Source organism: Streptococcus sp. 9903 (assembly GCF_013276625.1).
Taxonomy (GTDB): domain Bacteria; phylum Bacillota; class Bacilli; order Lactobacillales; family Streptococcaceae; genus Streptococcus.
In genome coordinates, this window is sequence record NZ_VMLI01000010.1 from 24,590 (window position 1) to 38,610 (window position 14,021).

The window sequence follows — 14,021 nt, forward strand, 5'->3', positions numbered from 1 at the left end:
CAGTAACATATATACGGCAAGGCGAAGCTGACGTGGTTTGAAGAGATTTTCGAAGAGTATTAACTCTCACCTATTTATGCAAAGGAATCTTATGGAAGTTTATTTTTCAGGAACCATTGAACGGATTATTTTTGAAAATCCCAGCAATTTTTATCGTATCCTCCTCCTAGAAATCGACGATACAGACGCAGAGGATTTTGATGATTTTGAAATTATTGTCACCGGCACCATGGCTGATGTGATTGAGGGCGAAGACTACACTTTTTGGGGGCAAATTGTCCAGCACTCCAAGTATGGGGAACAACTGCAAATCAACCGTTATGAACGTGCAAAACCAACTAGCAAGGGCTTGGTCAAGTACTTTTCAAGTAGCCATTTCAAGGGAATTGGTCTCAAGACAGCTCAGAAAATAGTGGACACCTATGGCGACAATACCATTGACGAAATTTTGCAACACCCAGAAAAGTTAGAAGGCATCGCAGGACTATCTGCCAAAAATCGCGAGGCTTTCGTCTCCACTCTCCGTCTCAACTACGGAACGGAGATGGTTTTGGCCAAACTAGCCAACTACGGCATTCCCAACAAACTAGCCTTTCAGATTCAAGACTTTTACAAGGAAGAAACCCTTGATGTGGTTGAAAATTATCCCTATCAACTGGTTGAGGATATCAAGGGGTTGGGATTTACTATTGCTGACCAACTAGCTGAGGAACTAGGCATCGAAAGTCAGGCTCCTGAACGCTTCCGTGCAGGACTAGTTCATAGTCTTTTTCAGGCCTGTATGGAAACAGGGGACACCTATGTTGAAGCTCGGGATTTGCTAGAACAAACCCTTACTCTCCTTGAATCTTCTCGCCCCGTAGAACTGGATCCCAGTCAAGTTGCCCAAGAACTCTCCTACCTGATTGAAGAAGACAAGGTTCAGCAGATTGATACAAAAATTTTTGACAACAGCCTCTTTTTCGCTGAGGAAGGCATCCGCAGTCACTTGGTTCGTATCCTTGAAAAAGGAAAACAGAAGAGTCATGATTTAGAAACCATTCAAAAACATATCGCTACTGTCGAAGAAGATCTGGAGATTGAATATGATAACATTCAAAAACAGGCTATCTGTGATGCTATCCAGAACAAGGTCTTTATTCTGACAGGCGGTCCAGGTACTGGTAAGACAACGGTTATCAATGGGATCATCGCTGTTTATGCCCTCTTAGAAGGACTTGACCTCAGGAAAAAAAGCAATTTACCGATTCTTCTTGCTGCTCCAACTGGTCGAGCCGCTAGGCGCATGAATGAATTAACAGGCTTGCCTAGCGCTACTATACACCGCCACTTAGGAATGACAGGTGACGATGATACCAGTCATCTGGAAGATTATCTGGATGCTGACTTTATCATCGTGGATGAATTTTCTATGGTGGATACTTGGCTGGCCAATCAACTCTTCTCCAACATCTCTTCTAACAGTAAAATCCTCATCGTGGGCGACAGCGACCAGTTGCCTTCTGTCAGTCCTGGACAAGTTCTAGCTGATCTGCTTCATATTCCCTTGATTCCTCAGACTCGCTTGGAAAAAATTTACCGGCAAAGCGAAGAATCAACCATCGTCACCCTAGCTAGTCAAATTCGACAGGGCATCTTGCCAGCTGATTTCACTCAGAAAAAAGCTGACCGTTCCTACTTTGAAATCGCTAGTGGCCATATTCCTGCCACCATTGAAAAGATCTTAGGCGCTGCCCTCAGAAGTGGTATTCCTGCCCGTGATATCCAAGTTCTGGCTCCCATGTACCGAGGGACGGCAGGGATTGATGCTATCAATCAGCTCATGCAAGACCTGCTCAATCCACCACAAAAAGACCAACTCAGTTTTGAAGCTCCCCAGTGTCACTATCGTAAAGGAGATAAGGTCATTCACTTGGTCAACGATGCTGAAATCAATGTTTTTAATGGAGATTTAGGAGCCATCACAGACCTGATTCCGGGTAAATACACCGAGTCGAAACAAGACGAGATTGTCATTGATTTTGACGGCAACGAGGTCTCTTACCCACGTAACGAATGGTACAAGATTCGCTTGGCCTATGCCATGAGTATCCATAAGTCTCAGGGAAGTGAGTTCCCTGTTGTTATCCTACCTATCACCAGTGCTAGCAGGCGTATGCTGGAGCGTAATCTCATCTATACAGCCATTACACGCGCCAAAAGCAAGCTTATCTTACTAGGCGAATTACAGGCCTTTGACTATGCTACCCAACATATCGGAACTGCCCGAAAAACCTATCTGATTGAACGCTTCAGTGATTTATTGGAGAATGTTGAAGAAAAGCAACCAGCTATCTCCGAAACAGCCACATCAAACGCCTCTGAACAATCCTACATCCTGACAGAAGAAAACTGGGACAGTATCCCAGCCATGATTGGGATTACAGACGCAGACCTCAAAGAGATTTTTGGAAAATAGTGCACAAGAAAACCCACCAATTCAGGTGGGATTTTTGTTTATTAAGATTATTTAACTGTTGCTGTGCTTGTGATCAATTCAACAGCTTTTTTAATTGTGATGTCGTGTTTTAACATATCAGCTGAAAGCAAGCTTTGTACTTGAGCAACTTCCATGTTGTAGTCTGCAGCCAATTGCTCGATTTCTTTTTGGATTTCTTCTTCTGAAGCATCAAATCCTTCAGCTTTGGCAACTGCTTCGATAACAAGGTTAGTCTTAGTACGTGACTCAGCTTCTGCTTGGTATTGATTGTGAAGGTCTTCTTGAGTAGTTCCAGTGATTTGGAAGTACATGTCAGGGTTGATACCTTGACGTTGCAAGTTTCCAAGGAATTCGTTTACTGAGCGGTGAACTTCTTCGTGAATCATTTCTTCTGGAAGTTCTACGATTTCAGCGTTTTCTACAGCTTTATCAATTGCTGCACCTTCTACTGCATCTTTGTAAGCTTCTTCTTTAGCAGCAGCCAATTCATTACGGTATTTTTCTTTCAATTCAGCAAGTGTTTCAACTTCTTCGTCGATGTCTTTTGCAAGCTCATCGTCAAGAGCTGGAACTTCTTTAGCTTTTACTTCGTGGATAGTTGTCACGAATTTAGCTTCTTTACCTGCAAGGTCTTCTGCTTGGTAGTCTTCTGGGAATGTTACAACGACATCAACAGTTTCACCAGCTGAGTGACCTACCAATTGATCTTCGAAACCAGGGATGAATTGACCTGAACCAAGTCCAAGTGAGAAGTTTTCACCTTTTCCGCCATCAAATTCAACACCGTCGATAGAACCAACGAAGTCGATGACAACAGTGTCGCCGTTTTCAGCAGCAGCTTCTTTGATAACCAATTCAGCCAAGTTATTGCGTTCGCGTTCGATACGCTCTTCAACGTCAGCGTCAGTTACTTCTTTTTCAACATCTACTGATACTTCAAGGTTTTTGTAGTCACCCAATTTTACTTCAGGTTTTGTAACGACTTCAGCAGTGATAACCCAGTCTTGACCTTTTTCCATTGAAGTTACGTCAATTTTTGGTTGAGCAACGACTTCAAGACCAGCTTCTTTTACAGCTGCTTCATAAGCATTTGGCAAAAGAGCGTTCATAACATCTTGGTAAAGTGACTCTTCACCAAATTTTTTATCGAAGATAGGACGTGGAAGGTGACCTTTACGGAAACCTGGAACATTAAGAGATTTCTTCACTGAGTTGAAGACACGATCCAATTCTGGTTTGATTTGGTCTTGAGAGATAGTGAAAGTCAAGACACCACGGTTTGTTTCTTTGTTTTCAAATGATACAGACATTCTGTCATTTCTCCTTAAAATTTTTTAAATACAGTCTATTATAACATAAACGAGCGACTTTTTTCAAGTAACGAATGCGCTTTTCAATGATGGGGGAGGTACGGTTTCTTCTTAGTTTTCTTTAGGTTTCGAATATAATCTTATAAAAGATGCTTAATGATGGCTGATTACAGTAAAAAACGAATCGCCCACACATCCCTCATTAGGCGATTCGTTTTGTATTATTTAACCACAAGAACCTTGTAATATTCATACTTATTTGGCTGTGTAATCTTAATTTTTTGACCATAGAAACCATCGATTTCTTTATCAAAATAATCTGAAAATCTTGATGGCAAGCGTTTCATCTTAAGAACCTCACCAGATTGGTCTGCATATACAAGGAAATGATAGTGGGTTGTAGACATACCATCATCGATCAATACAAAGTAACCTGTTTTGAGCTTACCTTGTCCATTATCTAAATAGTATAATTTATTGTTATTGATGGTGAAGTCAGTAGATGGAAGTCTAAGTCGTACACCTGGGTCTTCTAGATAAAGATCATTACCAACTTTTTTGATTTCTGATCTAGTTGTCATCTCTGGAAGTGGTGTCACTCTACGACCATCTGCTCCAAAGTAATATCGACCTGGTAGATTTTGGAAATTACGAATAACAGCTTTAGGATCAATTTCTTGTCCTTCTTCTTTATTATCCACCAAAGCCAACATCGTATTGGAAACTTGATCCCCATATTTTTCGGAAAACTTCTTGAACTCAGGTTTGATATACCAAGTGTTTTTATCCACGATAACATCAGTAAAGTTATTTCCGTCAAATTTTGCTGTAATCAGATATTCATATCCATCGCCTAAACGAACAATATCATCATTTTTATAAGGGCTATCTTGTAAAGTGAACATATGGCCATCCTTGCTGAGAATATAGCCTGTCCCATCACTAGAATTTACAACTCTATCAGAGGCCATTGCACCTGATTGTTCAAAATAATACCAATTACCATCTATGAACACCCAACCTGTCATCATAGAACCACTAAAATGAAGATAGTACCAAGTAGCCCCTTCTTTGTACCAACCTGTACGCATGGCGCCACTATCTGCTAGGGAGTACCAGGTATTGCCTTCCTTGTACCAGCCAGTACGCATAGCTCCACTATCTGCTAGTGAATACCATGTAACACCGTCTTTGAGCCATCCTGTCTGCATTTTTCCAGAACCGTCAAAATGGTACCAAGAACCAGCATTTTGTACCCATTTATCCTTAGCTAAACTGCCATCTTGTGAAAGATTCCAGTCAGCACCATTTTTAACCCAAGTATCTGCAGCCTGTGCTTGGTTGATAGACAAAAGCAGACCAGCACCTGCAAGCAAACCAAGAGTAAGTAATTTAGATTTTTTCATAGCTATTTCCTCCTTTATCGAACAGCTATAAAAAGATATTTTCCATCATAAACATTCTACATAACTCCTAATAATCCTTAAGAGTCAACCAATACCTTCTTTCTATCATCATTGTCCACCCCACACCTTTATGATATACTAAATATAAATATTTTCTTAAAACTTCTACTTTTGGAACATTTTTGGAGGCAAAAATATGCGGTGGGATATTGGTTCAGTTTATAAATACATTCGTAAGTCAAAAGGGATCACACAAAATGAGGTCTGTGGTGACTACATTACTCATTCTAACTTATCGAAGTTTGAAAATAATCATTCTACTCCTAGATATGATACTATGGAGTTGCTTTTGAGGCAAGTTGATATGAGTTTCGATGAATTTCATTATATTTGTCAACATTACCAAATGGATTCTCGTAAGAAATTATTTTCAGAATATTATCAGGTTATTTCTTCGCCTAATCTAGAAGAAATGAAGACACTGCTATCAAAATGTCAAATTTATCTAGATGAAGTGCAGAATGATATCCCAATAGAACACGCTGTGAAAGAGCTAACCATTTTTATAGAAGTGATTGAAAATCAGTTTTCCGATAAAGCCCAAGCCTTAGCTGAAGAGTTATGGAAAGAATTGGAAAAAAGGGATCAGTGGTTCCTCTCAGATTTACGGTTATTAGTGATGATCATCTTTCATTTCCCTATTGATTCACTAGAAATGCTACGCCAGAGGCTTGTTAAATCTCTAAATAAATACACAGATTATCGTCCAATTCAAAGTATTCATTACTCCATTCTAGCCAATATGACACGAATGTACCTTGAAGCAAATAAGAAAGATGATTGTCTATGCTTAATTCAAGAATATCTTGATTTAGCAAAAATATTGAAACGATACGATTTATTAGGTGTAGCTCAAGTACGTCTGGGAATCGTTAATGAAAATCATGCTATGATTAATAAAGGATTATCCTTACTCGAATCAACAAATGAAAGTCGATTACTGCGGGAAATGAAAAGAGAAGTTAGTGATTATTATCAAGCAGATTTTTTTGAAACAGAGGGCAAATAGTAACTATTATTTTATGAATAAAAGCGAACATGACTTCCTAGTAGACAAAGTTGTTCGCTTTTTTCGTTTTACTCTGTCAGATAGTTTATTTCACAACAAAAACATTTCCTGTCTTACTATCGATTTTAACAGTTTGACCGTAGAAACCATCAATTTCTTTATTAAGATAATCTGAAATTCCTGTTGGCAATCGTTTCATTTTAAGAATTTCACCAGATTGGTCTGCATAAACAAGAATATGATAGTGATGATAGCTTGGTCTATCATCAATCAATGCAAAATAACCTGTTTTTAGTTTGCCATTAGCACCCTCTAAATAGTATAGTTTATTATTATTGATTGTAAAGCTGGTAGCTCCAAGACGAAGTCGTGCACCCGGATTTTCTAAATAGACATCATTGCCAACTTTTTTAATCTCTGAATAGGTGGTCATTTCTGGTAGATTTGTTACACGACGACCATCTGCCCCAAAGTAATACCTGTTTGGTAAGTTTTGGAAATTCTTTATAACAGCTTTAGGATCAATTTCCTGTCCTTGATCTTTATTATCTATTAAAGCCAACATTGTATTGGAAACGTAATCCCCATATTTATTAGAAAACTTTTTAAACTCTGGCTTGATGTACCAAGCATTTTTTTCAACAATGACTCCATCTTTTCTATAAATAAAATGATAATCATACCCATCAGACAAAGTAACAATATTTGTGATAATTGTATCATCCGCTTGAGATTGTTCAACCTGACTTGGGAGTTTGGTTAACATATAACCATCCTTACCAATGACATAACTTTCCCCATCACTGGCTGGAACAGCTCTATCTGCGACCATAGCACCTGATTTTTCAAAGTAAGACCATTTACCATTTGGAGTCGCCCATCCTGTTGCCATAGCGCCACTGTCTTTGAGATAGTACCAAGTAGACCCTTCTTTGTACCAACCTGTACGCATGGCGCCACTATTTGCTAGTGAGTACCATGTGCTACCTTGCTTGTACCAGCCAGTGCGCATAGCACCACTATCTGCTAGAGAATACCAAGTATTGCCGTCTTTGAGCCAGCCTGTCTGCATTTTACCAGCGCTATCGAAGTGATACCATGACCCAGCATTTTGTACCCATTTATCCTTAGCTAGACTGCCATCTTGAGAAAGATTCCAGTCAGCACCATTTTTAACCCAAGTATCTGCAGCCTGTGCTTGGTTGATAGACAAAAGCAGACCAGCACCTGCAAGCAAACCAAGTGTGAGTAGTTTAGATTTTTTCATAACTATTTCCTCCTGTCATGAAAATTTAAAGTTGCTGTATGATTTTAACCTCCTTTTGGATTTTTTATATTTTATAATATATATGTTAATCTAAATATTTCTAACTCTATTTTACTCCCCTATAAAATGAATGTCAACAAATAACATAAAAACATTGTGAAAAAAATATTTTACCGTACTAGAACTACTTACTCACTTCTTGGTACTAAATTAAGTCATTTCTCCGATATTATTTTATATAACTACTAAAAATCCTCATGCCCCACCAAGTGGTGCTGAAAGGCATAGACCGCAGCTTGTGTGCGATCACTGACCTCAAGTTTGGCAAGAATGTTAGACACGTGCGTTTTGACCGTCTTGAGAGAGATAAAAAGTTCGTCTGCGATACGCTGATTTTCATAGCCCTTGGCGATGAGTTGGAGTACATCTCGCTCACGCGCAGTCAGATCCTCATGTAGTTCTATGTGATTGCGGTGGTATTCGACCTTCTTGCTGACCTCTTGCTCAATGGCCAGCTCCCCAGCAGCCACCTTACGGACAGCATGAAGCAATTCGTCTGCACTAGAAGTCTTGAGCATATAGCCTTTAGCACCAGCATTCAAAACCGGCATTATTTTTTCATTGTCCAAGTAAGAGCTCACAATCAAAATCTTGGCTTCAGGCCATTCTTTGAGGATAGCCAAAGTCGCATCAATTCCATTCATTTCAGGCATGACGATATCCATGACAATAACATCTGGACGCAATTTCAAGGCTAAGTCAATACCCTGAAACCCGTTGGACGCTTCCCCTACAACTTCTACATCGTCTTGGAGGTCAAAGTAGCTTTTCAAGCCCAATCGGACCATTTCATGGTCATCTACTAGTAAAATTTTCATCTTTACTCCTTTATCATTCCTTATCGAGCAAGGGAATACGAATATCAACTGCCAGTCCTTGCTTGGGTGCTGTCAAAAGTTGAACTGTTCCAGCCATATCTTCAACCCGCTCCTTGATATTGCGGAGTCCATAACTCAGGTCGTCTAAGCTCCCTAACTGGAAACCAATCCCATTGTCCACCACCTTCAGCTGTACTTCAACATCTGTCTGATAGAGATAGACATCCAGACAAGATGCCTGAGCATGGCGAAGGGTATTGCTGATCAACTCTTGCAGGATACGGAAGATATGCTCCTCGATTTTCTTAGGTAATTTCGTCACGTTTTGCTTGAAACTAACCTTGAGATCACTCTTGTCCTCAAGCTCTTTTAAGAGGATTTGAATCCCCTCTATCAAGCTCTTCTGTTCCAATTCAACCGGTCGCAAATGCAGGAGCAAGACTCTCAAGTCCTTCTGGGCTGTTTCTAAAATAGCTGTGACACTCTGCAACTGGGTCTGCATCTTTTCTCTATCCAATTTCAAAGCCTGCTGGCTGACACCTGATAAAATCATGTGAGCTGCAAACAATTCCTGACTAACCGTATCGTGCAAATCCCGAGCAATCCGCTTCCGTTCTTTCTCGATGATTTCCTCTTCCTGAGCAAGACTGTGATTTTCAGCTTTTTGAAGAGCTTCTGTCAAAAGGTTAAGTTTCCCTGACAAGAACTCGAAACTGGCATCCAACTCTGGATCAGCAATCTGAACCACTTCTTGTCCTGCTAATAAACGCTTGAGATTAGCCTGCATTTTTCTTAGAGAAAGCTCTTCAACACCTCTCCAAAACAGGGCTAAGAGACAGGCCATGGACATGCTGAATACCAACAACAAAAAGATAAATTTTTCTGTTTTTTCGACATCGTGCAAGAAAATAGACCAGTCAAAATCAAGGATTTCCATCAAGCTGTGGGAGAAAAATAAGACAAACAGGAAGGAGGTGAGAGCAATGATTACATAAGCTTGTTTTTTCATCCTCTGACCACCTCCACATCCCCAATCATAGTAGTCAAGAAAATCTTGACACTCTTGTTACTCTTAAGATAGTCTCTTGTTTCTTGATGATAGTGTTCATTGCGGAGAGCACGCTTGGGCTGATTGAAAAAAGTCAAATCCCCATAGAGACAGTTAACACTGAGACTAACTTCTACATCTACGGGTACAATGATTTTAGTTGTTCCTACCATCTTTCTGAGGATAATGACATTGTCATGATTGGTTAGGATGACCCTCTCCAGATGAATAGTGTCCTTGCCCATGAGACGAAAAAGATTGATATCATCAAACTGGCAAGTCTGGTAGCTTGAAAAATGATGGAGATTACCAAACCAACGATTTTTCTCCTTCTTAACCGTTACCACCTCTTCAAAAACCAAATTAGTCTGCTCTTTTTCCTGGTTCATCATCGGATAAAGAAGAAAGAGACTGTATATAACCGCAACAAAAATAGCTAGAATCACAAAGGGATTGAGCATGACGATGAAAAAGAAGAGAATGGTTGCCACTACTAAAAGAAGATTATTGCCCTCTTTACCAGTGTAATAGCGAATCAAAAGCAAAAAGAGGAATAAAATCAGCAGAAAACGCGAAAAATGCTCTGATACCATCAAAATCAGAGCTCCTGTCAAAAGACAGGCTTCAATAAATAAAAAGATTTTAAATTTTCTCATAGGTGCATCCTCTCCCTTCTATTTTATCACACTTCAAAAAAGTCACCTCAGTCTGAGGATGGAAAAAAGGCGGTGATTACGCCTTCTTCATCTGATCATTTGCTTCTTTTAATTTTCCATATAGAAGATAGCCAACTTTTTGCAGATCTGCTATGGTGGCACAATTAAGGGCACACATAATCAAGCGTAAATCTGCTTTCCAGCCTTGAATAATGTCAATCACTTCTTCGACTGTGTAGGTTTCAATCAATTCCAGAACGGTTCGTGACAGCCCTACAGCCTTTGCGCCAAAGACCAAGCACTTAATCATATCCAACGGATTCCGAACGCCACCACTGACCAAGAGTTCGACCTTGTCTTTCCAGTCTTGGGCATTGAGAAGGGCTTGCATGGTAGATTGGCCCCATTGATTGAGATAATCACGTTGGCCACTGCGACGATTTTCGATATAAGCAAAGCTGGTGCCACCACGACCTGACAGGTCAAAGGTTCGAACGCCCAATTCATAGGCTCTCTCGATGGTCTTCACATCCATTCCAAAACCTACTTCCTTGAGGACAATCGGAACAGGGATTTGTTTGCTATAGTCTGCCAGATGCGATTGCCAGCTTCTGAACTTCCTTTCTCCCTCAGGCATGAGCAATTCCTGCATAACATTGACATGCACTTGCAGGAGAAGAGGAGTCATCTCTTCTACAGTCTGAAGACCTAACTCGACAGACTTGTCCAATCCAATATTGGTTCCAAGAAGGAGATTTGGATGGCTAGACTTAACAGAAAAAGAGTCATCTGCTGAATCTTTGAGGGCTACGCTATAAGAACCCGTCACAAATAAAATTCCACAGGTTTCTGCCACTTGAGCCAGCTTTTGATTGATTTCTTTTCCCTTATCGCTTCCACCCGTCATGGCATTGATATAGAAAGGAAAGTCCCACTTGCGACCTGCAAATTCTGTCGACAGATCGATTTCATCCAGGTCGTAAAGAGGCAAGGAAGAATGAATCAGCTCCACCTCATCAAAGCTATTATAGGAACTTTTCTGCTCAAGAGCATAGCGGATATGCTCGTCCTTACGATTTGTCGTCATGTCCTATCCTTTCTTGATATAAGAGCTCAATCCCCAGATCGGCCCAGCGATTTTTTAGGGTTTCAGTTGATTGCTCATCAAAACTCAAGGCAATACCACAGTCACCACCACCAGCACCGCTACTCTTAGCAACAGCTTGCAAATCTTGACTGGCTTCTTTCAGCTGTCTGAGCGAAGGTGTGTAAATATCTGGACTCAAGCCTTCTAAAAGCTGGCTGGCTGTTTCCACCTGCTCAATGATTTTTTCTGCATTCCCTTGCTCCAAGGCTTCTACCAAAGTAGCCACTGTTTCTTTTGAGGAAGTTAAAAAACTCTGATTGATATTTTGCTTGATTTGCTGGACCATGTTACTCGATACAGCCACTTCCTTGGTCCATCCCACTAGGAAATCACATTCTAAAGTTGGTTTCACTTGCGAAATTGAAAAGCCCCAATCACGCTCCAAAACTGTCGTCAAGTTTTCTTCTTCCAACCAAGCAGCTACCTGCTGGCGGTCAAATGACTGGTATAGAACCAATTCCTCTGCCACAATACAGGCAAGGTCTCCCATGGAGCCATTATCGCCTCGCTTGAGCAAGACCGCGCTAGCTAGCTTGAACAAGAGCTCCTGATCAACCGAAAGCTTATACAGAGCCAGTAAAGCCTTGATAACCAAGACAACGACGCTACCGCTAGAACCTAGACCAAACTTTTTGCCCTCCCGTTCCATTTTGCCACGGATTTCCAAGGAAAAGGGTCGCAAGATTTGCCCACGATAAACGAGGAAATCTTCCGCTAAAGCAATCGTTTCTTGAATCAAGCTGTAGTTGTGATTGGGCGTCAAATCTACTGCGAAATCAAACAGATCTGAGTAGATACGGTAGTTTTTAGAAAAAGCAATCTCGGCTCTCATATAGATGGGGATAGCCTTTATCAAGGCTAACTGCCCTGGTTCTAAAATAGCATATTCGCCAGCCCAATAGAGCTTTCCGCAAGTTTTAACAGCAATCATCTTGGCTCAAATCCTTTGTTTTTGACACAATCAAGCGATAACGTTGACCGAAGATTTCTGATAAATGCTCCAAGTCTTTCTCCTGACAGAGAACCTTGACATTGGGACCAGCATCCATGGTAAAGTAGCAGGCCTCTCCTTGCTCGCGAAGTTGACGAACAAAGTCCATGGCTTCATAGCTTGCATCGGTCAGATAAGAAAAGGCTGGTGATGCAGTTTTGGTCGTAGCGTGCATAGCCAGGGCATTTTTCTCCGTTAATTCCCCAACCTTAGCAAAATCATTTTCTTTGAGGTAAACCAGCATATCCTGATAATCCTTCTCAGACTGACGCACCCAGTCATCAAAGGTCGTCGAGGTTTCCACACAAAGTTTCATCCCATCACGACTAGAGATTGGTTTTTTCTTGTCTTCTAGCACCAACATAATCATAGCTAGTTTCAGGTCTGTCTCTACAGGATAAATTTCCCCACTATCCTTATCCCAAGCACCTAGAGGTCCATAAAAACTCCTAGAGGAAGAGCCAGAGGCAAACTTAGCCTCCTGTGCCAACTGGCTCCGAGTCAATCCAAGCTGAAAATAAGCATTGCAAGCCTTGACCAAGGCAGACAAACCGCTAGAACTTGAGGACAGGCCCGCTGCCGTAGGCATATTGTTTTGAGTATCGATACGGACAAAGCCTTCTCCAACTGGACGGTAGCGGTCGATTATTTTGCTCATCTTAGCATGCTCAGCCTCATTTTGGAGCTGACCGTTGATATAAAAAGCATCAGCTGTCGTATGGGCTGGCAAAGGTGACAAAGTTGTCTCCGTATACATATTTTCCAAAGTCAGAGAAATACTGCTAGTAGCAGGCACCATCTCTTTTTCTTTTTTCTTTCCCCAATATTTGATAATGGCAATATTTGCGTAGGAACGTACTGTTACAGGCTCTCTATCCATGTCTGAACAGCTCCTTTCTCTTCTAATCTTTCTGCTAGTTCTTGTGCGTGTATCAAATTGTCTGCCAAAGCTATGATACAGCCTCCAAGCCCACCACCGCTCATCTTGGCACCTAAAGCACCATAGCTAAGAGCCGTTTCAACCAAAGAGTCTGCCTCAGGGCTACTGACACCAATTTCTTTTAAATGTAAATGCGCTTGACTGAGGATTTGTCCCAATCCTTCAGCATCTTTTTGTGAAATCGCATCTTCTGCTTGCTGGGTTAATTCTCCCAAGGCATGCAAAAACGGTAGGGCATCCTTGCCCTTATTTTGAACCACTTGGATGGCTTCACGAGTGTGACCATAAACGCCCGTATCGGCAATCACCAAATAGGCTGATAAATCCATCTCAAGCTCTGTAAATCCTACGTTCTTGATAAAGCGAATAGGCTGGTCACTGAGACAGGTCTTAGCATCTAAACCACTAGGATTCATATGGGCAATCATCTCCGCCCGATTGACCAAGATTTCTAGTACATCATGAGGCAGGTCTACCTGATAGTAGTCAAATACCGCACGAATGGCCGCTATGCTGATAGCTGCTGACGAACCCATTCCCCGTTTCTCAGGGATATCCGAGTCAATCTCACAGCGAATGCAGGCTTCTTTGATATTCAAATACTCCAGTGAAGCATAAACTGCCATGGACAAGGTATCCTCCTCATAGAGGCGCCAAGGACTCGCTGCAGGAACTACCTTACAAGTCACCTCCACCTCCAAAAGAGGCAAGGAAATGGCAGGATAACCGTAAACGACCGCATGCTCCCCTATTAAAATAATCTTACTATGTGCCTGACCGACACCAACTTTTTTTGTCATGTTTTCCTTTTACTAGACGAAAAGATCGTC

General features: G+C 41.2%; 12 protein-coding genes. 2 read left to right on the forward strand and 10 right to left on the reverse strand.

The annotated features are described in order from the left end of the window. Positions 1 to 91: 91 nt before the first annotated feature. Entirely contained in the window at positions 92 to 2,458 is a 2,367-nt protein-coding gene (locus tag HT696_RS04850; RefSeq protein ID WP_173229168.1) for an ATP-dependent RecD-like DNA helicase, read from the forward strand. A gap of 47 nt (positions 2,459 to 2,505) precedes the next feature. Here the strand turns inward: HT696_RS04850 and tig are convergent, their stop codons facing one another. Together tig and HT696_RS04860 are read right to left on the reverse strand one after the other, a co-directional pair. Further along, the gene (tig, locus tag HT696_RS04855; RefSeq protein ID WP_173229165.1) at positions 2,506 to 3,789 is read right to left on the reverse strand and encodes a trigger factor; all 1,284 of its coding nucleotides are present in this window, start codon (positions 3,787 to 3,789) and stop codon (positions 2,506 to 2,508) included. 221 nt (positions 3,790 to 4,010) lie between these two features. After that, positions 4,011 to 5,195 carry an N-acetylmuramoyl-L-alanine amidase family protein gene (locus HT696_RS04860; RefSeq protein ID WP_173282752.1) on the reverse strand — a complete coding sequence of 395 codons (1,185 nt, stop codon included), beginning with the start codon at positions 5,193 to 5,195 and terminating at the stop codon, positions 4,011 to 4,013. Positions 5,196 to 5,391: 196 nt separating this feature from the next. Here HT696_RS04860 and HT696_RS04865 point away from each other — a divergent pair, with 196 nt between their 5' ends. After that, a complete protein-coding gene (locus tag HT696_RS04865) occupies positions 5,392 to 6,264 on the forward strand; it encodes a helix-turn-helix transcriptional regulator (RefSeq protein WP_173282751.1) in 873 nt (290 codons plus the stop codon). An 85-nt stretch (positions 6,265 to 6,349) separates the two neighbouring features. Here the strand turns inward: HT696_RS04865 and HT696_RS04870 are convergent, their stop codons facing one another. The 8 genes from HT696_RS04870 to mvk form a co-directional block, all read right to left on the reverse strand. Further along, entirely contained in the window at positions 6,350 to 7,531 is a 1,182-nt protein-coding gene (locus HT696_RS04870; RefSeq protein ID WP_173282750.1) for an N-acetylmuramoyl-L-alanine amidase family protein, read from the reverse strand. Positions 7,532 to 7,776: 245 nt separating this feature from the next. Beyond that, complete coding sequence (locus HT696_RS04875) at positions 7,777 to 8,409, reverse strand: response regulator transcription factor (protein WP_173282749.1); 633 nt, start codon at positions 8,407 to 8,409, stop codon at positions 7,777 to 7,779. A 13-nt stretch (positions 8,410 to 8,422) separates the two neighbouring features. Then, on the reverse strand, positions 8,423 to 9,418 hold the full coding sequence (locus tag HT696_RS04880; RefSeq protein ID WP_173282748.1) for a sensor histidine kinase: 996 nt from the start codon (positions 9,416 to 9,418) through the stop codon (positions 8,423 to 8,425). Further along, entirely contained in the window at positions 9,415 to 10,113 is a 699-nt protein-coding gene (liaF, locus tag HT696_RS04885; protein ID WP_001224652.1) for a cell wall-active antibiotics response protein LiaF, read from the reverse strand. Before liaF ends, HT696_RS04880 begins: the two co-directional genes overlap by 4 nt. Positions 10,114 to 10,189: 76 nt before the next feature. Further along, a complete protein-coding gene (gene fni / locus HT696_RS04890) occupies positions 10,190 to 11,200 on the reverse strand; it encodes a type 2 isopentenyl-diphosphate Delta-isomerase (RefSeq protein WP_173282747.1) in 1,011 nt (336 codons plus the stop codon). After that, positions 11,184 to 12,191: a phosphomevalonate kinase gene (locus HT696_RS04895; RefSeq protein ID WP_050315201.1), complete on the reverse strand. Its 1,008-nt coding sequence runs from the start codon at positions 12,189 to 12,191 to the stop codon at positions 11,184 to 11,186. The genes fni and HT696_RS04895 overlap by 17 nt, the downstream gene beginning before the upstream one ends. Continuing rightward, positions 12,178 to 13,131 (reverse strand): diphosphomevalonate decarboxylase, encoded by a 954-nt coding sequence (gene mvaD, locus HT696_RS04900; RefSeq protein ID WP_173282746.1) that lies wholly within the window; start codon positions 13,129 to 13,131, stop codon positions 12,178 to 12,180. Before mvaD ends, HT696_RS04895 begins: the two co-directional genes overlap by 14 nt. After that, positions 13,113 to 13,991 (reverse strand): mevalonate kinase, encoded by an 879-nt coding sequence (mvk, locus tag HT696_RS04905; protein ID WP_173282745.1) that lies wholly within the window; start codon positions 13,989 to 13,991, stop codon positions 13,113 to 13,115. The genes mvaD and mvk overlap by 19 nt, the downstream gene beginning before the upstream one ends. Between the last annotated feature and the right edge of the window lie 30 nt (positions 13,992 to 14,021).